The following is a 24540-nucleotide window of genomic DNA, read 5'->3' on the forward strand; positions in this document are numbered from 1 at the left end:
AGCGACGACGCTGGACCTCGTTCACCAACTCGACCGTGGTAAACTCGTTAGCACTAGGTCTGGACATACCTCTAGCCCTACCTCTTCGGTTGGCCAGGGTATCCGGTCTAATTGGGGGCTACTCCATCTTCCTCCATAGTTGTGAGATTTATGGACGTGCTTGGAAATTCAGGGGCACACCGCAATTTCTGCATGGATAAGTGGGGAGTCCTCCATCCGTTAAAATTCCAACTTGAACTAACATCCTTAAAATAATGGATATTTATTGTGATAGATGATGATTTGAAATGCATTGACCCTTCGGAATGCCTGATGGGGAAAAATACTGTTTTGGCATCGAAGGCCATCGCAGAAGCGATTGTCTTGAATTTTGGAGAGATAGCTGGCGATGCGGGGAGTATCGAAGGAGTCTTGTTGCCTAAAGGTCGATCTACTACATGGGAGGATATGGACTATAGTCTAGTCGTGTTGGCTAAGAAACATTGTCCAAAGTGGGACCCGGTAGAGAAAATTTCAGATGGTGAAAACTTGATGGAGTGTTTTATAAACAATCATACATTTAGATTCCTTGAGTTTATTGATAACATAAGATTTTTAATAGAGAAGCAGCCTCACAGGAAATCGTATGGCAATGTATTCTCTGATGGAGATGAGAGTGCGCCTCGTTATAAAATTCATCATCACTTAACGTGCCAGTTGTGTTGGCGCGCTATCCCTTGGAGGCAATACGGTAATAACAAGTGTCTTTGTCGCGACCATGACTTGCCAAGTAGACATGGTGAGTATCGAAGAAGAATAAGGATGATCCAACGTGTCTATGAAGTAAAAAGAGAATTACGTAGCATTGTCCCAACACCTGTGGAAATAAGGCAGAAAAAAATATTTAATCAAAACAATTTTTACTTAAATATGTGTCTAGATAAAATGGGATATTTCCCATTTGTTGCACAACGACTTTTGTCATTGGGGTTGCCGCTTGAAAGTAGTGAAGATGTATTAAGGGCATTAGAGTATTCTGATAAACATCCAAGGGTGTCGAGCGTTGAGATTGAAGCATGGGACGCTTACTTTGCAGATTTTGGTGCGCATTTCTGGCTTAATTACCCAAAACTTTTGCTGGCTGAGGCATGGCTAAGGGTAGATGAGGAATTCAAGCATGGGGGGAGTAGACGGTCGCAAATGAAGGGTTGATCGATCGTCAGATTACAGCGTGACGGTGCCATTCGGGATTGGTATTATTTACCTGCGGGTCATCCGCTGGGATTTTGTACGTGAAATTTATGGCTTGAAGGATTTCGGCCTTTGATCTGCTCTCGTTCAAGGAGAAATAACATGGAAACAAATCCCATGTGCCACGAAGATGGAACCGAAATGGTTCGTGACGTGAGGCCGGTGGAATTTTCCTACAAGGGACAGACGATGACTGTCGCCATGCCTGGATGGTATTGCCCGAAATGTGGGGAAGGTCTCTATACCCGTGCGGACATGAAGGGCTCCGATCGGGCACTAAACGCCATGAAGGCGAAGTGCGAGGGGCTGTTGGATGGTCCTCAGGTAAAGCGCATCCGGAAAAAGCTGGGTCTAACCCAGGCGGCGGCCGGCGACCTTATCGGTGGCGGACCGAAAGCGTTTACCAAATACGAGAAGGGGGATGCCCTGACCAGTCGGGCCGTGACTAACCTTTTGAAGGTGCTTGACGCCCTGCCTGACGCGCTGACCATCCTTCGGGAAAATCAGGACCGTCCTTCCTGCTGATGACCGCACAGTCCCGGGGTGAACTGGTCATCCGGCCCTGAGTTCAACCCCGAGGCTGGATAATCATTCTCGCCAAGGCCGGGGCAACCGCACATTGCGCCTCGAAGAGCCAAAAAATGTTGCTCCAATTTGCTCCAATTTTGCTCCACTCGGTCTGGAAAAACGTGCGTTTTCATGAAAATTCATAAGTACTCATCCAGCTGATATTATTTGAATATTTGTGGAAACGTATGGTGAAAATTGAGCGATTTTTGAGACTTAAAATCCCTTGTTCTTCGGGACGTGCCGGTTCGATTCCGGCCTCGGGCACCAGAATTTCAGGGCATGGGCGGGGTCCGTGACGAGACCCAGACCAAACGAGCGAGCATTGCCGCCAAGTTATAGCGGCGATTGAATCGATATCCGAATGAGGCCAGATAGCGCGGCGTGTGTGGCCGCCCTGACCGACTTGGACAATGCCGCCCCCCGACGCCGCCGGCGCGCTCCTCGAAGTCCCTTTTTCCCCCAAGGCACCGACGCCCCTGCCGTCTCTTCCTCGGCAATCCCTACCGGAAACTGGGGCTCCGCCCCTGATGGCCGGGCGTGACCTTTTATTCATATTGGGGTATTTTGTGTCGCTTTTTAGGCGACGCAAGGTGACGCTGGGAACGAGACTTTTCCCGCGCAAACGAAAACCGGCTATCCCAGCCAAGTTCCGCACTCCAGTTTTCCCACCCGACCGGAAATGATATCCGTTGCCATCCTCTCACGTGAAAGCGGGGAAGTTGGGCTGCCTTCCGGTCTCCCTGTTTCCCGTTGGCATGCCCCGGTGGAATGGATGACGATGGTGCCGTCAGTGCTGGATGGCAAAATTTGTGATATTGGGGCACCAAGGATTGACAATGGTAATGACCAGACACGGAGCACGTATTTTCATCGGCAAGGTCAGACGTCTTTTCGCTGTGCATTTCCGCAAGGGCTATGTGGCCCGGCAACTGCGCGTCCGCCAGGGGGAATGCCACCAGTGCGGGACGTGCTGCCATTTTACCATCGCTTGCCCGATGCTGACAAAGGACCGTTTGTGCCGCGTGTACGGCAAATGCCGGCCCAAAGCCTGCCGGCTTTTTCCCCTCGACCAGAAGGACATCAACGACGTAACCCGGTGCGGCGGCGTGTGCGGCTATGGCTTTGCCGATGCGGCAAGCGCCAAAAAGGCTGGAGGCCATTCCGGTGGGGGGAAGTAGCGTAAGGCGGCGCGTGATTCGGCACTGATTTGCGCCTTATTTGGCACGTGCTCATGCGGCTTTGCGTTTGGGGTAAGGCCAGCCTCGGGCTGCCGCAATTGCAATGGGCTGTCGCTTTTGCGACAGCCCATTTTGTGTTCGATGCTTCAATTTTTTGCCGCCTGCTCCAAGGCTGCGGTGCGGCATGCGCGATGCGGCTTTCGCGTCGGAGCCGCGTCCGCGCCGCATTCGAAGCGTGCGCGGCGCGGCAGGGAGTCGGCGACGCCGTATCCTCAACTCATTTTCTCCAAGGGATCGGGCCGGGAAACACCGGCTGGACAAAATCCCTAGAATCGTTTCGTCAGCGTCAACGTGCCAATGCTGCCTTGCGAACTGTTTTGTCCGGAGAATTCCTTTATGAAGCGCAGGGAAACAGAAGTGGTGTACGCCGGGATGTCAAAGGCGACTTCCGGCCCGATGCCATAGATCGTCGTGCGATCATCCGTTGCGCCGCTGCCGCTATCATCGGTCGTCTGCCATGAACAGTAGCCCGCAGCGCCGACCGTCATGGTCTTGTTGAAGGTTTTTCCGACACCCCACTCAAAATGAAAGTCATTGCCAGGGGTAATGTTCGTTTCGTTTTGCTGTGTGTTCACTTCGTACCGGGACAGAATGGATGCGCTCCAGGTCCTTTCCTGGTCGAAATAAACGGTCCCGCCCGCGGTGAACATCATCGTATAAAAGCCTTTGCCGGGACTTGCCGGATGATTCTTGCTGAAATAACCGGTCGGAATGTACAGGCCTGCTCCAATGGCGGCGTCATACCTGTCACCATGCCAACTGAGGAGCAGGGGTTCAATCAGGATGTCGCCAAGGCCGAACATGTCCTCACTGGAGCGCGGGGAGGATTGCCCTGTCTTGAAGGAATTGTCGGTATACTGAAACGGTATCACGGCATCGAAGAGGAGATTGCCGCCAAGCACCGCAATATTCGATGAGTATATGAGACGCGTGACTTGGCAATAAACATTGAGCTTGAAGTCGTTGTTGACAATTTTATTGTTCTTGTCCCGGTACTCAGGCGCGTTGTAATATACAGAATACTCTCTGACGTAAAACCCTTCGGGAGGCAATGTGGCTGCTTTGATCCCTTCGACGCCATTGACATAGTGCCCGCTACTGGCAAACGCCAAGCCGCAGGATAGAGCATACCCCACAAGAAAAAGAAAACATGCCCGTTTCATACAATCCCTCCAGTGTTTTCCCGCAATAGGGAACAAGCCGTCTTCCGCTTCCCTCACGACAGGCTTGTTGCCGCAATGGTCCCCTGATCCGGCGGCGTTTAAATTTCGAAGCGGAATCCAAGGCGTCATGCGCCTGCAAGCTGTGTCGTATCTCCCCTTGCCGTCATGGCGGTTCAGCCTTCGCGGAAGGCGATGCCGAACCCGCCGTTCGGGTAATGCCAAGTGAGCGCGCCGGGGCTGGCCACGGCCAAGCAGGTGCCGCATTCCAGACAGGCCGCGAACAAAACGCCGATGGTGCCGTCCTCGTTTTCGGAATAGACGTGGGCGGGGCACACCCGGACCAGCAATTTCCCCGTGCCGGTCTTTCGGGCGATCTCCTGGTTGACTTCTATGTGCGACTGCTCGTCGACGACGTACGTGTTGCCCCCCAGACGTTGCGTGACATCTCCAAAGATCGTCATGTCCTTTCTCCCTAAAGCGCCCTGGCGGCCTTGAGCATGTCCCCGAGGGCCGTAAGCAGCTTGACCTTCGAGCGCTTGAACGCACCGGCCGCCGTTGCCGCGATGTGTTTGCGGGGCGTGGTGTCGCAGCTGTAGATGTCGTGGAAGATGTCGGTGAGCAGCAGGCCATATTCCTGGTACATCCGCGGCACTTCCAGGAACTTGGGCGCCTTGGCGTAGGTCTTCATGTCGGCGCCGACGAACGTGGCGTCCAGCTGCTTTGTGTAGTCGTCCATGTCCTGCTGGCCGTAGCTGCCGCGTTCGAGCGCCTTGACGATGGTCTTGGCGGCGGCGATGCCGGAGCCGGCGGCCAGGTCCATGCCGCGGATGGTCAGGCCGGTGTTGAGCGTGAAGCCGGCGGCGTCGCCGATGATGAGCAGCCCCGGCCGGGCGAGGCCGTGGGAGGCCATGGCCGGGCCGTTTTCGATCGTCAGATGGCAGCCGTATTCCAGCAACTCGCCGTCGCGCAAAAGCGGCGCGATGGCCGGGTGGCCCAGGAAGTGGTCGTGCACCTCGCTCGACGTGAGACCCTTGGCCTCCAGGTCGTCGAGGCGCAGCACCACGCCGACGCTGATCGACTCCTTGTTGGTGTACAGAAAGCCGCCGCCCGCCGCCGTTTGGGTGCAGTCGCCGACGAGGGCGTAGGCGACCCCGTCGTTGCCGGTGACGTTGAAGCGGTCCTCGATGACTTTGACGGGCAGGCCGATCACGCTTTTGACGCCGACGGCCAGGTTTTGGGCTGGCTCCTTGGCGCGGATGCCGGCCTGCTGGGCGATAAACGAATTGACGCCGTCGGCGGCGACCACCACATGGGCGTGGAGTTCATCCTCGCCGGCCTTGACGCCGACCACCTGCCCGTTTTCGAACAGCAGGCTGTCGACCCGGATGCCCGGCATCACCATGACGCCGGCATCCTCGCATTGTTCCGCCAACCAGGCGTCCAGCTTGGCCCGCAGCACGGTCACCGCGTTGACGGGATCGCCCAGGCGCTGATCCCAGTAGTCGACATTGAAGTGCGACGTCGGATTGAGGAAGGAGAGCACATTGCGCGTGATGCGACGCTCCACCGGGGCCTCTCCGACAAAATCCGGGAAGACCTGTTCCATCACGCGGCAGTAGAAGATCCCTCCCGAGAGGTTCTTTGCGCCGGGCTGCCCGCCGCGTTCGATCAAAATGACTTGCTTGCCCGCTTGCGCCAGTTGGTGGGCGCAGACGGTGCCGGCCACGCCGCCGCCGATCACGATGACGTCGGCATCGACCTCGAGTGCTTCTTCAGCCATCAGGTTTCTCTCCCCCAAAACCGTCATTGGAACGGGTGGGCCGGGCCGCCCGGTTTCGAGCGGCCCGGCTTTCAAACGAATACGGAATCAGAGTGCGCCGGCGTTGACTTTCTCGGCGATGTCGTCGGCCGACAGCCAGCCCGACGTCAGGGCGAAGCCGTTGGCCGAGCCCGGAATCGTCAGTTGGTAGCTTTCGCCGAACAGGCCGCCCGCATCGCAACCGACGCTGTAGAGGCCTGGAATGACCCCACCATTGGCGTCGAGGACCTGCATGTATTCATTGATCTTGATGGCGCCGACGCTGACCATGATGCCGGGTTCCATCTTGATGGCGTAAAAGGGGCCACGATTGCAGGGAAAGAGATACTTCGGGTCCTTGCGGTACTTCTTGTCCTCGCCGGCACTGACGTAGCCGTTGTACTCCCCGACTTCCGAGCGCAGCACCTCTGGAGCGACACCGATCTTGCCGGCCAGCGCCTCGAGGGTCTCTCCCTTGTGGACGTTGGTGCAGCTGCTATTTGCGGCGTCAGCCTCGAGTTCCCCGGGCAGATGGATCAGTTTTTCGTAGTTGCGGACGTAGATGCCAAGGCCGACAAAGTTGCCCTTGTTGACCAGCATATCGATGTAGTCCTGGTCGAGGATGCACCAGAACATCGCGTCCGGCAGGCCCACCATGAGGTCGCCGGCATTGCCGAAGTTGAGGCCCACGGTTTCGTTGGTGAAGCGCCGGCCGTACTTGTCGACCCATAAAGAGGGCTGCATGCCGGCGTTGTTGACATGGCTGGTGACGGTTTTGTCACGCATCAGGGGAAAGAACACCATGGTGCCGATATTGGAGTTCTCGACGGCGCCGACCTCCTGCATCATCTTGAGGCCGTCGCCGGTGTTCCCTTTCCCGCCGGCGTTGATGACGTGCTCGCCGATCTTGAACTTGCCGTACTTGTTGATCAGCGCGGGATTGGCGGCGTAGCCGCCGGAGCCGACCACGACGGCCCTGGCCCCGAGCCTGACGGTCTCGCCGTCGGCGTCCTTGGCGACCACGCCTTTGATCTTGCCGTCCTCGCCCCGCAGAATCCTGGTTGCGGGGGTGGACAGGAAGATGTCGACGCCACGGCGGCGGGCGTCCGCTTCGAGCAGCTCGAGCAGATGCGCGACCTCGCCTTCGGGCAGGTGCCAGGTGACGAGTTCGCCGGGCTGCTCGGGCGCGGTGATGGTGACGTCCTCATAGACGGCTCCCACCTCGTCGCGCATCTTCGTGATGGTGGTGGCGGCGTTCTCGACGAATCGGTTCACCAGCGCCGAATCGCAGCGCCAGTGCGAGTAGTCGATGTAGGCGGTGTAGGCTTCCTGCTTGGTGACGGTGATGCCGCGCTTTTTCTGCTCGTCGGACTCGAAGGCCGCGTGGCCTTCGGCAAAGGCCGAACTGCCGCCGAGCTGCTCTTCTTTTTCGAGCACGGCGCAGGTCAGGCCGTTCTTGGCGGCCTGCACGGCGGTCGACAGGCCCGAGCCGCCGCCGCCGATCACGATGACGTCGTAGTGGGAATCGAACTCTTGAGCCATGTCACATCTCCTCCTGGCTTGGTTTGACTGGGCGTTATTTGCCAAGGGCCGCTTGCAAGGCGGGGACAACCTCGTAGAGGTCGCCCACGATGCCGAAGTCGGCGGCCTTGAAAATCGGCGCGTCGGGGTCGTTGTTGATGCCAACGATGACCTTGGTCCCCCGGATGCCTTCCAGATGCTGCGGGGCCCCCTGGATGCCGACGGCGATGTAGAGTCGGGGCGTGATATGCTGGCCGGACCGGCCCACATAGCGCTCCTTTTCGACCCAGCCCAGGTCGTCGGCCACGGGCATGCTGCAGCCGATTTCGGCACCGAGGGCCGTGGCCAGGCCCTGGATGAGCGTCAGGTCGTCCTTTTTCTTCAGGCCGCGTCCGACCGAGACGACCACGCTGGCCTTGGTGATGCCCGCATCGGCCCCGGCGGCCGGTTCGATCTTCTCGAGCGTGATGTCGGCGACGCCAGTCGCGGCGACCGTCTCGATGGGAGCCGGGGGGCAGGGGGGCTGCGCGACGTCGTCTCCGGCATAGAAGGTGACCACGGGCCCGGCGGAGGCGATCGTCTCGATGACCCTGCCGTCCAGGTCCGCGCGTTCCACGAGGGTGTCCTCGCCGTCGGCCGACAGCTTCAGGCCGCGCGGGACCATGGCTGCGCCGAGCTTCGCCGCGGTCGCGCCGGCAAGGACGCGGCCCGCGGCGGAGGCGTTGGCGACGACCGCTCTGGGCGCGTCGGCCGCGATAAGTCGGGCGACCGAGCCGGCGTAGGCCTCGGCCGGACGCCCCTGTTCCGTCTCGATCCACTTCACCGCGTCGGGGCCGGCGACCGCGACGGCCTCGGCCAGGGCGCGCGGTCCGACCACGGCCGCGATGACCTTCCCTCCCAGTCCCTTGGCCGCGGCCACCAGGGCGGGCGTGGGCTTTTCCTCTGTCACGATGATCCATGCCTCGTTCATTGGGCCTCTCCTTTCTCGTTGTCCGCGTAAGTCTCCGGCATGCTACAAGACCCCCTCGCCCCGCAGGGCGTCGACGAGCTGCGCGGCAGCTGCGGGGGGCTCGCCCCCGAAGAGGCGGGCGGCGGTGGTTTCGGGCAGTCTTGTGGCCCGGCTCGCAACCGCCTCGGCGCTGCCGGCGCTGATTTCGGCGAGGGTCAGCTTGCCGATGGGGCGCTTGCGGGCCATCAGCTGCTCTTTCATTCCGGGAGCCTTTTTCTCGGGGGATGCGGCGCTGACCGCGACGACGGCCGGGGCGGCAAGGCTTATGGTCTGCACGTCCTTGCCCAGCTTGCGGGTGATGCGCACGCGCCCGTCGGCGGCGCTGGCGCTGTCGACGTGGGCCACGGCCGGCCAGCCCAGCAGGCCGGCGAGGGCCACCGGGACGCCGGCGTATTCCTCGGAGTCCCCGATCGTGACGATGTCCACGTCGCCGATCTTCCTGACAGCGGCGGCGATGACCGCCGCCGTGGCCGCATTGTCCACGAGGTTGGGCGCGTCGGTGATCGAGACGGCCTGCTTCACGCCGCGCGCCAGGACCCAGCTGGCGTCGCCGTCGCCGATGGTCAGGCCGACGATTTCCCCGCCGTCCGCAATGGCTTTGGCGGCCTCGAGCGCGGCGAAATCGTCCTCTCCCGGGCTCATCTTCGCGTTGCGCCAATCCACGGAGCCGTCGTTCCTGACGGCCGCGTCCTTGGCATCCCTGGCCCACTTGTAAACAATGACTGTTTTCATCCTTGCTGATGCCTCCATGGCGAAAGCCAATATGCAGGTTGCTCTCGTGATTTCGTGATAAAAAAGCCGTTCTATACGCACGGATGCTTCTCTAGAAACGCACACACTCCAGGTTTGTCCTTAGCCATTGGTGTAAAAGTGCTATCATGAATTGTTTATTGCAGTCCTATACTTTGTGTGGTAGTGATTTATTCACGAACATTATTAATTGTTTTATTGTTATTGATAGATTCATTCTATGAATTGCCGACGAGCGCACCTTTGCCAAGGTGCAGCCGTCTTTCGGGGGGGCAGGAGTATGGAAGTTCGGAGAGGCGCGCGGCAACAGGTCCACGCCAGCGGGCGGCGCAAGGTCTTGTGTGTTTTTGCCCCCGGGCGTATCGCGGAAACCCTTGGGTATTGGGAAATCCGCAGTTGACCGGAGGCGCTTTTTCGGGGGCTGCGGGGAAGGAAACCGTTTTACGAGGGGATTTTTTGTCTATTTGATTGTGAAAAAATGCACATAAAATAGAGGATCACGGAGGTTGCGATGTTTGACTTTCGTCAACTGCGCTGCTTCATCGCCGTTGCGCGTCATTTGCATTTTAATCGTGCGGCAAATGAACTCCATATTACGCAGCCATCATTAACCCACACGATAAAACAACTTGAGGAGGTTCTTGGCGTTGTCTTGTTCGAACGAACGACACGCACGGTAAGACTTACGGCTGCGGGACGCGCGTTTTATCAGGAAGCCGTTCGCGTGCAGGAGCAAATGGAATTGGCCTGTCAGGCCGCCAAGCGATCAGCGCAGGGCGAGCAGGGCCGCTTGACCATCGGCTTTGTGACGACAGCGATTCTGTGTGACCTCAAACGCATGATCCGTCTGTTTCACGAGCGGTTTCCGCACGTCGAGCTGGTGCTGCGGGAAATGCTCATCGGCGAGCTCTTGGACAAGTTGCATTCGGATTCCCTGGATCTGATCTGCAGCGACGGGGAAGTGATAGATGAAGCCTTTGAATCCTGCCCGATCGCGAGTCCCTCGATGGTCTTGGCCGTACATCGCTCCAATGCCCTGGCGTCCTGCCGCACGGTCACCCTTGCCCAGGCCATGCATCAGCCTTTTATCGTGGCCACCGACCACCCGGCGCACAACCTGCAGCGCAGGATGATCCAGGCCTGCCAGAAGGCCGACTTCACGCCGACCATTCGGGAGTGCGCCGACAGCGCTCCCTGCGCGGTGGCTTTGGTGGAGGCGAAGCTGGGGGTGGCCATGGTCTACAATATCCCGACCTGCCGCCCGGCCGAAGTGGTCTATAAAAAGCTCGTGGACAGCGACATGGAGGACGTGCGTATGCACTTGTGCTGGCGGCGTGGGGAGTTAAGCCCGGCGGCGGCCAATTTCGTGCAGCTGGGCTAGGGCCTGGTCCGACCCGCGTCGCCGGAAGGAGGCGAGGGGACGGGGATCACGGCAAGATGCGGGCCATCCGGGCCGCCACCCAGCCCCGCGCCGGGAACTTCCCGATGCTGCGCCGCGCCGCCGTCCCAGGCCCCGGGGGGGCGTTTTCACGGAGGCAGGCCCGGGACGGCTTTGCAACATGGCCTTTTTCTGGCATTTTCAGGGCGGAGGCATGTCGCCCCGTGCAAGGAGATTTCCATGCTGCCCGCTCCGCTCCATTTTCTTTCTCCACGCCGCCAAGAATACCTGACAGGCCTGCTCGACCATTACCGGCCCGTGGCCTGGGGGATGTCCCTTTTAAGCGAAGCCCTCAAGCACGCCATCACCAAGCGCCCGGACAAGGGGTTTCGCGTCCTGACCGGCGAGATCGACACCCTCGAGGCCGAGGCCGACAAGGTCAAACGCCGCATCCGCAACCACCTGCCCGTCGCCTGGCTCATGGTCGTCGACAAGACGCTCTTCCTGGACTACACGCGCCGCCAGGACAATATCCTCGACGCTGTCCAGGAAGCCACGACCTGGCTCGCCTTGTCCCCCCTCGAAGTCCCCGCGGCCCTGGCCGATGCCCTGACGATCAGCGTCGCCGAGGCGGCCGAGACCGTGGTTCTGCTGCATGCGGCGCTTTCCGCGACCATGGACGGCATTCTCCATGGCCGTGGCGATCGCGGCGCCATCAAGGCCAATATCCAGGCCGTGCGCCAACAGCATCTGAAGGTGGTCAAGGCCAAGCGCGGCCTGATCGCCGCCGCCTACGCCTCGGACATGGATTTCGGGGCCGTCTACCGGATCATCCGCTTCGTGGAATACGTCTTCCGAGCCAGCCACAACGCCGAAAGCTGCGCCGATATCCTGCGGGCCATGCTGGCGCGTTAAGAGAAGAGGAGGGGAACAGTGCGAGAGGGGAAACCCTTTAAAAAGGGTTCTCCCCTCTCGCGCTCTCCCTTTCCTAAATTTTTTAACTAGGATGGTGTGTGGACGATAACATATTGTTATCGTTAGAAGTCTTTGGAAGGGGGCCCGGGGGGAGAACCTTTCTTCAGAAAGGTTTCCCCCCGGTTCCTTTTTTCGCCATTACCGGGCGATGCCGGTGATGGACAGCAGCCAGTAGCAGGTCGCCGAGGCCAGGGCCGCCGCCGGGATGGTCATGACCCAGGCCACGACCAGCCGGCCGGCTATGCCCCAGCGCACGGCGGACAGGCGTTTGGACGCGCCCACGCCGATGACCGTGGTGGAGATGGTGTGGGTTGTGGAGATGGGCGCGCCCAGGGCCGAGGCCCCGCTGATGACCATGGCCGCCGCCGTTTCCGCGGCAAAGCCGTGAATGGGCTCGAGCTTGAAGATCTTGTGCCCCATGGTCTTGACGATCTTCCAGCCGCCGGAGGCCGTGCCGAGGCCCATGGACGCGGCGCAGGCGAGCTTGACCCAGAAGGGCACCGTCATTTCCGGAATCGTTCCGCCCAGGAACAGGGCCAGGGTGATGATGCCCATGGTTTTCTGGGCGTCGTTTAGGCCGTGGCTTGTGGCCATGAAGGCCGAGGACAGGATTTGCAGCTTCTTGAATACCCCGTTGACCCGATGCGGCGTGCTGCGGCGCACCAGCCACGACAAGAGCACCATAAGCAGGTAGCCGGCTCCGAAGCCGGCCAGGGGCGAGAGCACCAGCGGCAGCAGGACCTTGTGGGCGATGGAGCCGTAGCTTGGCGTATCCCAGCCGCCGTAGGCCACGGCCGCGCCGATGAGCCCGCCGACCAGGGCGTGGGAGGACGACGAGGGCAGCCCCCAGTACCAGGTGAGAATATTCCAGAGGATGGCCCCCATGAGCGCGGCCAGGACCACGCCCTGGCTGCCGGACATCACCTCGGGCCGTACGATGCCGCTGCCCATGGTATGGGCCACGGCCGTGCCCAGAAACGCGCCCAGCAGGTTCAGGACGCCGGCCATGCACACGGCGGTCAGTGGCGAAAGCACCTTGGTGGAAACAACCGTGGCGATGGCGTTGGCGCTGTCGTGGGCACCGTTGGTGAAGTCGAAGAGCAACGCGATGGCGACCACCGCCACGAGCAGTACGGGAATATCAGGCATTCTTGAGCACCACGCCTTCGAGCACGTCGGAGAGGGATTCGGTGCGCTCGACGGCCGCCTCGATGCGGTCAAACAGGTGCTTCCATTTGACGATTTCGAGAATGGTCTGATAGCCGGCGCACTCCTCCCCGCCGTCGTACAGTTCGCCTATGCCGACCATGATCAGGGTCTCGCACTCGTGCTTGAGGCCTTCGATCTTGAGGAACTGCTGCTCGGCCTGCTTGTTCTGGCGCATGTGCACGAGCACGGTCCCGATTTCCTCGATCATGGTCCGCAGGTTGGTGATGATGCGCCGGGCGGGATAACGGATGCGGTCGAAACCGAAAAGCCCCACCCGCGAGGCGATGGCCTTGATGAGGTTCAGGATGTCTTCCTGGGTGAGGTTGATCTCGTGGATGTCCTCGCGGTCGATGGGCGTAATGAAGGTAAGCGAGAGTTCCTTGGCGATGCGCCGGCTGATGGTGTTGCCCTCGGACTCGATGATGGTGATGCGCCGGCAGCGATCTTCCACGTCGTCGAAGGTGGTGAACAGTTCGTCGAGGATGATCGCCGCCTTGACGAGTTTACGGTGCTGCTCGGCAAACAGGTCGTAGAATTTCACGGACCTGGGAAACAGGCTGAACCCCATGGCGTCTCCGCTTTTTGGCTGCTTGTAGGGGGAAACCGTGCGTCAGGCCGGTTTCCCGAAATCGCGCTGCTTCACGCCGGCCAGGGGCAGGCGCACCACCCGGATGGCCCCGTCGAGCAACGCTTCCCCGCCGTAGGGAGACAGCTCCGCCACGGGCAGGACAAGGTCGAGATTGGCCGGACCCCTGAAACGCACTTCCACACAGTCCTGCTCCCGCGTCACGCTGACGGCCACTTCCACCGCGTCCGGCGTCTGGGACAGCAGCGAGCCGAAAGCCCGCACCATGGCCTCGTGTCCGGCCAGCACGGGGAAGGCCCCGGTCGGCGCATTCTCCAGCCGCGCCGTTACTTTCTTGGCCCGGAACAGCGGCGCATGGGTCGCCAGCGCCTGCTTGAGGGCGGACAGCGCGTCGCTGGCCGCGGCGGCCCTGGCGGCGGCATAGCGGTCGCGGGCGGCGGCCAGAAGGTCATCGATGATGGTCTTCATGTCGTCGGCGGCGCGGACCACCGCGTCGAGCGCCTTGGCCGGGGCCGCTTGCGCCGCCGCATCCGTTCCCTGCGCCCCGGTCGGCGCGTCGGGCGTCCGGTTGGTGAGCATGGTGAGCGCCGTCTCGGCGAAGCCGCGCACCTTGGTCAGGGGAGTGCGCAGGTTGTGGGAGGCGTCGATGACGAAGTCGCGGAAAATGCGGTCCATGGTCGCGGCCTCGGTCACGTCGTGAAAGGTGACCACGCGTCCGGACGTATGCGCTTCGCCGGGCAGCGCCGCCACGGTCACCTCGGTCACTCTGGCGTTTTGCAGCTCGAAGCGGCCCACGCGCTGCGCCGCGCCGCCCTCCGGGGCGAAGGCGGCCAGGGCGCGCTCCACGCACAGCGGCATACCGGCCTCGAGGGGCGAGCGGCCGACGAGATCGGCCTTTTTGGGAAACATCTCCCGCAGGGCGCGGTTGGCGGCCACGATGCGCTCGTCGGCATCCAGGATGGCCACCCCTTCGGCCATGCTCTCGAACACCGCTTCCTGGCGCTGGCGGTGTTCCTCGATTTCCCGGACATGGTCGCCGATGCGCTCGGCCAGCACGTTGATGGCTCCGGCCAGCGGCGCGAAATCCCGGGCCGGGACGATGTGGATGCGCCGGTCGTAGTGTCCCCGGCCCACGGCCGCGACCACGTCGGCGATTTCGCCGATGGAGCGAGACATGCTCCGGGCCAGACCGAAAGCGGATACGCCCCCGGCCAGAAACACCAGGGCCAGCACGGCCAGCAGCCCGTCGCGAAACCGCGACAGTTCCCCGCCAAGGGCCGACACCGGCAAGGCCAGCCGCAAAATGCCCGCCGGCACGCCGTTGCCGCCGGCATAGGCCTTGGCCACGTAGACCATGTCGCGGCCCAGCGTCTGGCTTTTGCGCACATCCTGTCCGACACCGCCGGCCTTCGCCGCCCGGACCTCGGGCCGGCCGGCGTGGTCCTCCATGGCGGCCACACCTTCGGCATGCACGGCCGAATCGGCCACGACCCGGCCGGAAACGATGTAGGTGAGGCGAAGGCCCAGGTGCATGCCGAGGGTATCGGCGAAATGGGCCAGTCCGGACTCGGTCCCCAGGTCCGGCTCCCGGGCCAGCAGGAAGGTGACCATGTCCAGGGAGGCTTTGGCCCGTTGCTCCGCCTCCTCCACCAGGGCCCTTTCGGCCCGGTTCGTGACGAAGATGAAGACCCCGCACAGGACCAGCAGGAAAAATCCCCAGGTCCAGAGGAGAAAATGCAAGCGGATGGAGCGGTTGGCCATAGGTGATCCTTGTGTGGCGAAATCATCTCGACGTTATGACGATTTCGTGACGCAGAGATATAGGCGGCCAGGGCTTCGGGGGCAAGGGGCAACGTGGGTCTTCCTTGCCAGGGCGGGCGTTGCGGCGGGGCAATGCGGCAGGGCGCGCGAGCGATGCGGGAGGTGTTTGGCGGGGGCGATCGCGCCGGGTACAAATCCTTGTCCCGCTTTCAAAGACATTTTTGGCGAGGTACAGAATTTTGTACCCGCCTGGGGACCGTCTTCGCCGGCATGTTGTCGGGATTTGATTATAACATGCTGTAAAATAAATTAAAAAATGTTTGGCGCGCCGGATTGCGTATCCTGGCACGGAGCCTGCTAGAAAGAAAATATCCTTCCTCTCAACAACACTTTTTGGAAAAAGGCTTTTCGGGTGGCTCCCGGAAAGCCTTTTTCATTTTGGTCGTGGGCCTGTCGCCGCCGGTCGGGCGTTTCCGGGCCTTTCCGGGCCGTTCCGGGGAGACCGCCGCGTTTGGAGCGACCGGTTTTCCGGCCGGACCGGGGCCCGGGATTCTCGCCGCCTGCCAAGGGGCGGGTATAAAATCCTGAACATGGCCGCCGCCGCAACGGCGCTCCGGGGGGCGGGAGCGCCACGGCGCGCAGGCTCTTGCGCCTGTCTTGACCGTGGGAACGTGTCGGTCTGGCGCGCGGGCACGTTTGGCCTTGCCCGCACGGCGACATTGTCGGGGGTGGGTCAGTCCAGCTTGAACCGGATGGTCAGCAAGGCGCGGCAGGGCACGGGATGGCCGTCACGTTTGGCCGGGAAGAAGGTTGAGGCCCTGACCGCCACGAGCGCCGAACGGGCGAAATCCAGGCTGGTCTGCCGGACCACTTCGGCGTTTTGCAGTTCACCGGCCGCGTTGATGAAAAGGCGCAGCACCACCGAGCCTTCCTCGCCGTCGATCCTGGCGTTGCCGGGATAACGGGGCAGGGTGCGATGCCGAAATATCGGGCCGTCGCCCGTGCCGAACGCGCCCACGTATTCGCCGCCGCCCCCGCCGCCGGGTCCCGCGCCGCCGGAGCCTCCCGTTCCCGGGCCATGGCCCGGTCCCTTGCCCCCTTCCTGGCCGCCGATGCCCGGCGCGCCTTCTCCGCTTCCCAGACCTGCTCCCTGGCCCTGTCCGCCTGTTGCGGCCACGACCGGCGCGGCTGCCGGCGTCGGTTCCGGCCGCACCTGGCGCGCGCTGGGGCGGGGCGGGCGTCTGGCGGCCGGCTTGGTTTCCGGCCGCGCCTTGGGCGTCGGTTCCGGCTTGGCTTTGGGCGCGACGGCCGGTGCCGGTTGTGGCGTGGGAGGCGTCGGCGCTTTTTTTAGAGAGGGCACGGGCGCGGCCTGCTGTGGCGGGGCGGCCGGTTCGGGCGGGGGACTCGGTTCCTCCGGCGGCGCCATTGCCGGTGGCTCCGGAGCGGCCGGCTGCGTAGCCGTTCCTCCGGCCGGCCGGCCATCGCCGCCGCCGGGCAGTTGCCCGTTCCCGCCGGAACCGCCCGGGCCGGCCAGGCCGCCGAGATTGAGTTCGACCACGGTTTCGAGCGGCCGATCTTCGTGGGTGAGGGTGAACACGCCGGCGGCGGCCAGGGACACCAGCAACACGGCATGCAGCCCAAGCGACAGAGTGAGCCATATCCAGGGCGCTTCGTTGCGGCGCGGTTTGTCCGTGGCCGCATCGAACAGCGTGCACCTGATGATTTCCAGTTCCTCCAGGCTGCACTGCTCGCAGATGACCGGCCCCGCATCCAGGAAGGCGGCGTCTTGCTCCATGTCGTGGAGGATGTGTCCGGTAGAGTGTTCCATAGCGTACTGCGCGGGAAAGACGATGATCCATCCAGTTGAATGGAAAACACGTTGAAGTATCACGATTATTTAAAAATCGTGTACTATTGCTATTTTGGAAACCTTCACCTAAGGGACTGCCAATGTCAAGATATGCTGCTGCAATGCTGTTTTATTCCTTTCATCATTGAGAGGTAATCCGGGCTATAACGTCTGTTTTTTTGAACAGACATTACTGTCATGCATATTGAAATAATCGTGATAGTAGGCATGGCAGTCGTCAGTGCGTCAGGCTTTTGTTCACAAGGTTTCGTAGCCGTGGATGGAGAGTGGCGGGTGCGGGGCATCCCGCGACATGGGGCTCGATCGGCGGCAAACAAAAGCGGTCGGCTGCCGGCATACAGGGCCGGTCGGCCGGGGCCGCGCGGAGGGGAGAGGGGCCGGACGGTGCGCTGCGTCGTTCGGTGATGGCAAGGATTAAACGGGCTTGCGGATGCGGGCCGATCACGGGGGGAACATGAAGCGTTTCATGGTCATGGTACTGTTTGCGGGCGTGTGTCTGGCGCCGTCGTTGTCCGCCGGGCAGCAGTCGGGGGAGGCGGACACCCGGATGAACGACATGGTGGTCACGGCCACGCGCACCGAGCAGCCGATGAAGGACGTGCCCGGCCGCGTCGCCGTCATCACCAGGCGGGAGCTCAAGGAAATGCCGGTCCAGACCGTGGACGAGGCCCTTTCCTACATCTCGGGCGCCCACGTGGAGCGGCCAAGCGGGGTGTTCAGCTTCAAATCGGTGGTGTCGCTGCGGGGGCTCGGCAACGAGCAGGGCCGCACGTTGGTGCTCATCGACGGCGTGCCCCAGAACAGTTCCGACATGGGCGACGTGAACTGGAACCGCATCAACCTCGAGGACATCAAGCGCATCGAGATCCTCAAAGGCCCGGCCGCCTCGATCTACGGCAACAACGCCATGGGCGGCGTCATCAACATCATCACCGAAAAGCCGACCAAGGTCGCCTCGGCCTCGGCTTCGACCACCTACGGCACCTACAACGACTGGCAGGTGCGGGGCGTGGCCGCCCTGCGCACCTCCGAGGAGCCCAGGGCCCTCTATCTGCGGGCCTCCGCCCGGTACCACAATTCGCCCGGCTACATGGCCACGCCGAGCGACGAGCAGACGCCCTTTTCGGTCGATTCCTTCATCCGGGAAAAGACGCTCAACATCAAGGCCGGCTGGGACATCAACGAAAACAACAACCTTGAGTTCCAGTATACCAAGGATAACCAGAAGGCCGGCGAGGGCACGGAATACTTCGCCTACGACGGCAAGCACCGCGGCTACGACACCGACGCCTGGCAGGGCAAATTCACCGGCTCCTGGGGCGGCTGGTCCACGGTGATAAACGCCTATTTCCAGGATGTGCATTACGACCGCACCAATGAATCCTGGTCGGACTACACGGACCTCGACAGCTACAGCCGCACCGATTCCAAGGTCGATCGCAAGAACTACGGCCTGCTCACCAACCTGTCCAAAGTCGTGGGTTTCAACACCTTCACCGTGGGTTTCGACTACAGCCTCGGCATCATGGACGGCACGGATTATTACCGCACCGATCCCCTCTTCGCCACGGACTACGGCAAGATCCGCAGCTACGGCCTCTTTGCCCAGGACCAGCTCAAGTTCCTGGACGACAAACTCATTTTCCTGGCCGGCCTGCGCTACGACAACGCAACGACCTTCGACGGCCACTACGACACGAACATCGCCAAGCTCAGCAAGTACACCGAGTATTATCCCGATCATACCTGGGACGATTGGAGCCCCCGCGCTTCGGTCAAATACTTCTTCCTGGACAACCTGAGCGCCTACCTGTCCTACGGCCACGCCTTCCGCGCCCCCCTGCTCGACGACATGTACCGCACGGGCAAGATGAAGGGCGGCTCCAAGATTTCCAATCCGTCCCTCGGACCGGAAAAGCTCGATACCTACGAAGTCGGCTCGGACTGGCAGCCGCTGGAGAACGTGCGCCTGTCGGGATCGGGCTACTTCTCCGTGGGGCGTGATTTCCAGTCCTACGTGACGGTCCTTCCCGGCATCTTTCAGAAGCAGAACATCGGCGAAGTGCAGATCTGGGGCATGGAGCTCAACGGCGAATGGGACCCCTTCAAGTTCCAAAATATCGACGTGCTCAAGCGGTTCACGCTCTTCGCCAACTACACCTTCAACGATTCCCGGGTGGCCGACTTCCCGGGTCGTCCCGATCTCGTGGGCAAGCTGTTGCCCTATGTGCCGCAAAATTCGTTCAATACCGGCTTCAATTGGCTCAACAAGTACGTCAACGCCAAGTTTGCCGTGCAGTACGTGGGGCTCATGTACGGCGACGACCTCAACTCCGACGCCAACATCATTCCGCCCCACGCCCTGGTCAACGCCAAACTCTGGCGTAATCTGGATTTCCTCGGCGGCTACGGCAAGAACTTCACCGTGGCGCTTTCCGGCGAGAACCTGCTGAACCACCAGTACGTCGACGCCCACAACCCCAACACGCTCAATCCCGGACGGATGCTCTTCATGGAACTGTCATGCAAGTTCTGAAAAAGCGCGGTCTGACCACGGCCCAGATCGTTTTCTTCGCCTCCATGGTGGCGCTGGATTTCGGCTGGGGCATGGTCTTCAAGACCGCGTTGCAACTGACGACCATTCACGCCGTGGCGCGGCTCGAAATGGTCGTCTCGGTCATGCTCATGGTGATAACGCGGCTGATGCTCGACCGCTTCGGCACGCTTATCGCCTATGAGCTGGCCTGGGGACTCCTGGCCGCCGTCTTTATGCCGGCGGCCGGGGGCGACCCCGGTTTCCTGAAGCTCGTGCCCGCGCTCGTCCAGGGCGTGGTGTACGACGCGCTGTTCACCTGGCTGAAAAGCGCCATGCCGCGGGGAAGGACCTACGTGGCCATACTCGTCGGCGGGCTCATCGGCCCAAGCGCCGCCATGGTCGTGCGGGTGGCCATGGGCATGCCCTGGGCCACGGCCTCGCAAGTCCTTTTCGGCATCTCCCTGGTCACCTCGCTCGGCATCAACGCCCTTGGCGTGTGGCTGGCGCTTACGGTCTGGAAACGGGTCAACGGCCTTCAGGCCGTGGCCATGCTGCGATTGGCGCCATGATTGAACTGGGTGACGTCTCCTTCGTGCCGGCCGGCGCGGACAGGCCCATCCTTTGCGACGTGAGCCTGCGCATCGCGCCGGGTGAGCGGGTGGGCATCGTCGGCCCCTCCGGCGCGGGCAAATCCACCCTGGGCTATCATCTGTGCGGGGCGCACCGGCTGGCCCTGGCCGGCGAGACCACGGGGATGCTGCGCTTCGACGGCGTGGATGGCGCGGACGGCGCGCCGTGCGGGTTTGCCGGGCTGGTCGGCCAGAACCCCGAGGCCCAGCTTTTTTGCCGCACGGTCTACGAGGAGCTGGCCCTGGCCCTGCGGGTGCGCGGCCGGGACGAGGCGTCTTGCGCCGCCGTGGCCGACGCGCTCCTTGACCGCTACGCCTTCGGCGCGCACCGCGACGCGCCGGTGTCCCGGCTCTCCCTTGGCCAAAAGCAGCTGACCGCCGTCATGTCCATGCTGGCCATGGAGCCCAAAGTGCTGCTTCTCGACGAACCCACGAGCTACCTGGACGCCGCCGCCGCGGACCGACTTTTCGACCATCTGGGCCGTTTGTGCCGCTGCCACGGCTGGATCGTCCTGGTCATCGAGCACGACCTGGCCCGGCTGTCCGGCTTTGCCGAGCGCGTGCTGTCCGTGGCCGACGGCAGGCTGGTGGCCGATGGACCCTTCGAGGCCCGCGCCGCCCACGTCAATCCGGCCGTGGCAGCGGACCTGCCGCCCTTTGCGCCGATCGATGCCGCCGGGGAGCCGGCCGTCGTCTTTTCCAATCTTTCCTTCCGCTACGCCAAAGGCGAGCCGGTGCTGCGGGACATCGACCTAGCCGTGCGGCCAGGCGAATCCGTGGCCTTGCTCGGCGCCAACGGCGTCGGCAAATCGACCCTGCTGCATCTGGCCAAGGGGCTTGTCAGGCCGGACTCCGGCGCGGTGCGTCTCGGGCCCGGGCTCACCCCGGGGCGCGATGTGGGGCTCATGTTCCAAAATCCCGAGGACCAGATTTTCGCCCACACCGTGGAGGCCGAGTGCGGCTACTGGCTGGCCAACCTGGGGGTGCCCCGGGAGGAGCGGTCCCGGCGCTGCGGGGATATCCTGGCGAACCTCGGCCTTGCCGGCATGGCCGAGCGGGCGCCGTTTTCCCTGAGCTTCGGCGAGAAGCGCCGGCTGTGTCTGGCCGCCATCCTCGTGGCCGGGCCGGCCGTATTGTGCCTGGACGAGCCCACCACCGGCCTCGACGATGCCAACATGGCCCATATGGCCGGCATCGTCCGGCGTCTGGCCGGGGAGGGCAGGGCCATCCTTTTCGCCACCCACGAGGACGCCTTTGCGGCCATGGCCGCCACGCGCTGGGTGCGCCTCGAAAACGGTCACGTCGTCTCCGACGGCCCAAACCCCCATCTCGCAAGTCATGATCGCCACGCTTAAAAACGCCTCGGCCCTGGGCAAGTGCGTCTTTGCCGTATCCCTCTCCGCCTATGCCTTTTATTGCCAGGACTGGCGGGTGCTGCTCGGGCTGATCGTCCTTTTGGCCGGGGCCCTTGCCGTCTCGGGGGACTGGGACAAAAGCGTGTGGGTGATGTTCGTGGTCTTTGCCGCCTCCCTGCCCACGTCGCTGGTCATTTTCCTTCTTGGCGGCGTGGAAAAGGCCCCCACCTGGCGCGAGGGCGTGTGGCTTGGCCTCTCCTGGCTGTCCGTTTTTTCCCTGCGCCTTTTTTTGCTCGTTCTGGCGGACATCCTGGTGGTCAAATGGACGACCTTTTCCGACCTGCTGCTGTCCCTGCGCGGCCTGCATCTGCCGGGCAAGGCCGTGCTTTTTGTCTCCACCCTGGCCACCATGGTCCCGAACGTCTTTTCCCTGGCCATGCACGTCGTCACCGTACAGCGCTGCCGGGGCTTTACGCCGAAGCGGCTGGTCAACCCCAAAAACTTTCTGCCGCTTTTCGTGCCGGTCTTCCTGGCCCAGGTGAAGCGTTCCACGGACCTGGCCCTGTCCCTCGAAATGCGGGGCATTTCCGGCGGTGCCCTGGCGCGCGGGGCCAGGGTCCGGCTCACGCCTGGCGATGCGTTGTTGGGCGTTGCGGCGATTCTTATCTGGTTTCTGGGCCGGGGCTGGGCTTGACGCCACCTGCCCTTGGTGCTGCGATAATAATCCGGCCGCGCATCAGGCGCGGCAAGGAGTGATGCCATGGAATGCGGCTATTGCGAGCGGCGCTGCCGGCTCGGACCGGAGGGGTACGGCTACTGCCGGATGTATCGGGCCGGGGAAGCGGGCGTGGAAGAGCGCTTTCCGGACAGATGGTGCGCCACGGCCGTCTCCCGGGTGGAAACCGTGCCCTTTTACCATGCCTGGCCCGGGGCGCGCTGCCTCATTATCGGCACGGCCGGCTGCAACTTCGAGTGCCGCTATTGCTCCAACGCCGAAGTGGTCAAGGTCGATCCGGCCGGCCTGACCGACATCATGCTCGAACTGTCCCCCAAGGCGCTGGTGGACAAGGCCCGCAAGCACGGCTGCCACGCCATCGTCTTTTCCGTCAACGAGCCCACGGTCTCGTTGCCAAGCCTCGAACAGGTGGCCCGGGAGGCCAGGGCCGTAGGCATGCCCATGGGCTGCCTGACCAACGGCTACGCCACCGTGGAGGCGGCCGAGCGGCTGGCAAGGGTCTTTTCCTTCGTCAACGTGAGCCTCAAGGGCCTGTCGCCGGATTTCTGCCAGGAATTCCTGGGCGTGCCCGACGCCGAGCCGATCCTGCGCAACATCGCGGCCCTGGCGCGAAAGGTCCACGTGGAGGTGACCACGCCCGTCATCGAAGGCATAAACGATCACGAGCTCGATGCCATGGCCGCCTTTCTGGCCGATATCCGCCGCGACATCCCCTGGCACGTGTTTCGCCTGCTGCCGGAGTACAAGATGCAGCGCGAGGACTACCCCAGCATCGAGGCTATCAGTGCCAAGATCGAGGACTGCGGCCGCCGGCTCGACTACGTCTATTTCCATAACTTCATCGGTTCGCGCTGGGTCAACACCCATTGTCCGTCCTGCGGCGCGGTGGTCATCGAACGCCATAGCCTGGGCTGCGGCGGGGACAAGCTCGACACCTTCCACTGCCATGGCGACCTCTGTCCGTCCTGCGGTGCGCGCATCGCCCTGTGCGGCTCCCATATGGCCTGGAACATCAAGGAGGCGACGGCATGAGTCTGGCCATTCTCGACGCGCGGCAATGGCAGCAGGTGGTGGACTTGCGTAGCGGCCGGCCGACCGAGTCGGACGCGCCCGCGACCGAAATGGTCAAAGGGCTCCTCGACCGCCATCCCTTTCCCGGCGACCGCGACCGGGGCAGCAACGCCTGGGTTACGGACACGGCCCTGGACCTGATCGACCGCTACGAGCCGGGGTTCGCCTTCCTGTCCTATTCCCAGCAGTACTATTCCTGCCGCTACAGCCCGCTTGCCCCCGAGGAGCGCCGGGAACACGTGGCCGGCGCGTTCGCCGAGGCGGCCCGCTTCGCCGCGGCGTCCGGCATGACCACCGCGCTGGTGGGCACGGGCGAACTTGTGCCGGCCAAGACGCCCATCGACCTGGAAAACTTGGACGGCCTGTCCGTGACCAGCAACTGGTGCGCCCACTATGCCGGGCTCTACGACCTGTCGGCCCGTGACCACGACGAGCTCTCCCGGCATCCCGGACTTTCGCGCATCGTCTCGAAACAGGATATCCTCGACCTTTTCGGCGGCGGCCCGGCCGACGGAGACCGACTGCCCGAGTACATGGCCGTGGCCGCGACCGGCGGCTATTTCAAGGGCACGTCCCTGCGCCGGCTGCTCATGATCCCGGAGCCGAGCGCCGTGATTCCGGTCTCGGCCAACCTCGGCCCCGTCGCCTCCCTCACCGATATCCGGGCGCAAATTCTTTCCCGGCTCGCCGCCGGGGAACGCATGGCCCTGGCCCTTGTCGAGGGCGTGGGCTGTGCGGAATTCGGCGTGCCGGCAACGACCTGCGCCAACGGCCTGGACTGGTTTCGCTACGAACCCGGCGACGCCCAGTTCCTGGCCATCTCCACCGGCCGGCACCCCATTTTCCAGCACAACGGCGGCTACCGCTATTACCTCGACGACGACGAGCACAAACCCTACCCGTTTTCCGGATACTTCACGGAAATTTCCCCCGACACCATCGGTGAAGCCTACAGCGGGCGCAGTATCGCCGTGGGCAACCGCAGTATGTTCATGCACGTGTGCACCGGCTGCGACGTGACCTGCGAATGCTTCGCCCGAAACCTCTACAACCAAGGCCTCATGGCCGTTATCCATCGTCAGGATAAGATGGAATAAGACTATTGGAAACGTGCCGGGGGGAACCCTTTTCTGAAGAAAAGGGTTCCCCCCGGAC

General features: G+C 62.4%; 21 protein-coding genes and 2 pseudogenes. 12 read left to right on the forward strand and 11 right to left on the reverse strand.

All coding sequences use genetic code 11. The features are described from left to right. The first annotated feature begins 267 nt into the window (after positions 1-267). Together ACMZ6R_RS15745 and ACMZ6R_RS15750 are read left to right on the forward strand one after the other, a co-directional pair. Entirely contained in the window at positions 268-1191 is a 924-nt protein-coding gene (locus ACMZ6R_RS15745) for a hypothetical protein (protein WP_416113165.1), read from the forward strand. A 141-nt stretch (positions 1192-1332) separates the two neighbouring features. Beyond that, a complete protein-coding gene (locus ACMZ6R_RS15750; protein ID WP_416113167.1) occupies positions 1333-1755 on the forward strand; it encodes a type II toxin-antitoxin system MqsA family antitoxin in 423 nt (140 codons plus the stop codon). Positions 1756-2072: 317 nt separating this feature from the next. Here the strand turns inward: ACMZ6R_RS15750 and ACMZ6R_RS15755 are convergent. After that, positions 2073-2186 (reverse strand): annotated as a pseudogene (locus ACMZ6R_RS15755) (IS1595 family transposase); the annotation flags it as partial. A gap of 456 nt (positions 2187-2642) precedes the next feature. On the opposite strand from ACMZ6R_RS15755, the gene ACMZ6R_RS15760 reads away from it, so the two are divergent. Then, positions 2643-2978, forward strand: coding sequence for a hypothetical protein (locus ACMZ6R_RS15760; RefSeq protein WP_416113169.1), 336 nt, complete (start codon positions 2643-2645; stop codon positions 2976-2978). A gap of 326 nt (positions 2979-3304) precedes the next feature. On the opposite strand, the gene ACMZ6R_RS15765 is transcribed toward ACMZ6R_RS15760, so the two are convergent. The 6 genes from ACMZ6R_RS15765 to ACMZ6R_RS15790 all read right to left on the reverse strand — a co-directional run bounded on the left by ACMZ6R_RS15765 (position 3305) and on the right by ACMZ6R_RS15790 (position 9261). Next, positions 3305-4201, reverse strand: coding sequence for a transporter (locus ACMZ6R_RS15765; protein WP_416113171.1), 897 nt, complete (start codon positions 4199-4201; stop codon positions 3305-3307). Between the two features lie 173 nt (positions 4202-4374). Continuing rightward, positions 4375-4662, reverse strand: coding sequence for a ferredoxin family protein (locus tag ACMZ6R_RS15770; RefSeq protein ID WP_416113173.1), 288 nt, complete (start codon positions 4660-4662; stop codon positions 4375-4377). Between the two features lie 11 nt (positions 4663-4673). Next, complete coding sequence (locus ACMZ6R_RS15775; RefSeq protein WP_416113175.1) at positions 4674-5981, reverse strand: FAD-dependent oxidoreductase; 1308 nt, start codon at positions 5979-5981, stop codon at positions 4674-4676. 87 nt (positions 5982-6068) lie between these two features. Continuing rightward, complete coding sequence (locus ACMZ6R_RS15780) at positions 6069-7541, reverse strand: FAD-dependent oxidoreductase (protein ID WP_416113177.1); 1473 nt, start codon at positions 7539-7541, stop codon at positions 6069-6071. A gap of 34 nt (positions 7542-7575) precedes the next feature. Beyond that, positions 7576-8490 carry an electron transfer flavoprotein subunit alpha/FixB family protein gene (locus ACMZ6R_RS15785; protein WP_416113179.1) on the reverse strand — a complete coding sequence of 305 codons (915 nt, stop codon included), beginning with the start codon at positions 8488-8490 and terminating at the stop codon, positions 7576-7578. Between the two features lie 42 nt (positions 8491-8532). Continuing rightward, positions 8533-9261: an electron transfer flavoprotein subunit alpha gene (locus ACMZ6R_RS15790; RefSeq protein ID WP_416113181.1), complete on the reverse strand. Its 729-nt coding sequence runs from the start codon at positions 9259-9261 to the stop codon at positions 8533-8535. A gap of 529 nt (positions 9262-9790) precedes the next feature. Here ACMZ6R_RS15790 and ACMZ6R_RS15795 point away from each other — a divergent pair. The 3 genes and pseudogenes from ACMZ6R_RS15795 to ACMZ6R_RS15805 form a co-directional block, all read left to right on the forward strand. Beyond that, positions 9791-9967: pseudogene (locus tag ACMZ6R_RS15795) on the forward strand (LysR family transcriptional regulator); the annotation flags it as partial. A gap of 36 nt (positions 9968-10003) precedes the next feature. After that, positions 10004-10660: a LysR family substrate-binding domain-containing protein gene (locus ACMZ6R_RS15800; protein ID WP_416113205.1), complete on the forward strand. Its 657-nt coding sequence runs from the start codon at positions 10004-10006 to the stop codon at positions 10658-10660. Between the two features lie 237 nt (positions 10661-10897). After that, a complete protein-coding gene (locus tag ACMZ6R_RS15805; RefSeq protein ID WP_416113183.1) occupies positions 10898-11572 on the forward strand; it encodes a DUF47 domain-containing protein in 675 nt (224 codons plus the stop codon). 198 nt (positions 11573-11770) lie between these two features. Here the strand turns inward: ACMZ6R_RS15805 and ACMZ6R_RS15810 are convergent, their stop codons facing one another. From ACMZ6R_RS15810 to ACMZ6R_RS15825, 4 genes are all read right to left on the reverse strand, one after another. Then, positions 11771-12781 (reverse strand): inorganic phosphate transporter, encoded by a 1011-nt coding sequence (locus ACMZ6R_RS15810; protein WP_416113185.1) that lies wholly within the window; start codon positions 12779-12781, stop codon positions 11771-11773. Continuing rightward, a complete protein-coding gene (locus ACMZ6R_RS15815) occupies positions 12774-13409 on the reverse strand; it encodes a DUF47 domain-containing protein (RefSeq protein WP_416113187.1) in 636 nt (211 codons plus the stop codon). The genes ACMZ6R_RS15810 and ACMZ6R_RS15815 overlap by 8 nt, the downstream gene beginning before the upstream one ends. A gap of 42 nt (positions 13410-13451) precedes the next feature. Beyond that, entirely contained in the window at positions 13452-15188 is a 1737-nt protein-coding gene (locus ACMZ6R_RS15820) for a histidine kinase dimerization/phospho-acceptor domain-containing protein (protein WP_416113189.1), read from the reverse strand. A gap of 733 nt (positions 15189-15921) precedes the next feature. Then, a complete protein-coding gene (locus ACMZ6R_RS15825; RefSeq protein WP_416113191.1) occupies positions 15922-17016 on the reverse strand; it encodes an energy transducer TonB in 1095 nt (364 codons plus the stop codon). A gap of 496 nt (positions 17017-17512) precedes the next feature. Between ACMZ6R_RS15825 and ACMZ6R_RS15830 the strand changes: the two genes are divergently transcribed. The 6 genes from ACMZ6R_RS15830 (at position 17513) to ACMZ6R_RS15855 (ending at position 24482) form a co-directional block, all read left to right on the forward strand. Further along, entirely contained in the window at positions 17513-19594 is a 2082-nt protein-coding gene (locus ACMZ6R_RS15830) for a TonB-dependent receptor (RefSeq protein WP_416113193.1), read from the forward strand. Further along, positions 19582-20163: a hypothetical protein gene (locus tag ACMZ6R_RS15835; protein ID WP_416113195.1), complete on the forward strand. Its 582-nt coding sequence runs from the start codon at positions 19582-19584 to the stop codon at positions 20161-20163. Before ACMZ6R_RS15830 ends, ACMZ6R_RS15835 begins: the two co-directional genes overlap by 13 nt. Next, the gene (locus ACMZ6R_RS15840; RefSeq protein WP_416113197.1) at positions 20160-21578 is read left to right on the forward strand and encodes an ABC transporter ATP-binding protein; all 1419 of its coding nucleotides are present in this window, start codon (positions 20160-20162) and stop codon (positions 21576-21578) included. Before ACMZ6R_RS15835 ends, ACMZ6R_RS15840 begins: the two co-directional genes overlap by 4 nt. After that, positions 21562-22272, forward strand: coding sequence for an energy-coupling factor transporter transmembrane component T family protein (locus ACMZ6R_RS15845; protein WP_416113199.1), 711 nt, complete (start codon positions 21562-21564; stop codon positions 22270-22272). The genes ACMZ6R_RS15840 and ACMZ6R_RS15845 overlap by 17 nt, the downstream gene beginning before the upstream one ends. A 66-nt stretch (positions 22273-22338) precedes the next feature. Continuing rightward, positions 22339-23346 (forward strand): radical SAM protein, encoded by a 1008-nt coding sequence (locus tag ACMZ6R_RS15850; RefSeq protein ID WP_416113201.1) that lies wholly within the window; start codon positions 22339-22341, stop codon positions 23344-23346. Then, a complete protein-coding gene (locus ACMZ6R_RS15855) occupies positions 23343-24482 on the forward strand; it encodes a hypothetical protein (RefSeq protein WP_416113203.1) in 1140 nt (379 codons plus the stop codon). Before ACMZ6R_RS15850 ends, ACMZ6R_RS15855 begins: the two co-directional genes overlap by 4 nt. Positions 24483-24540: the final 58 nt, after the last annotated feature.

This window comes from Solidesulfovibrio sp. C21, assembly GCF_047785625.1.
In the GTDB taxonomy this organism is placed as follows: domain Bacteria; phylum Desulfobacterota; class Desulfovibrionia; order Desulfovibrionales; family Desulfovibrionaceae; genus Solidesulfovibrio.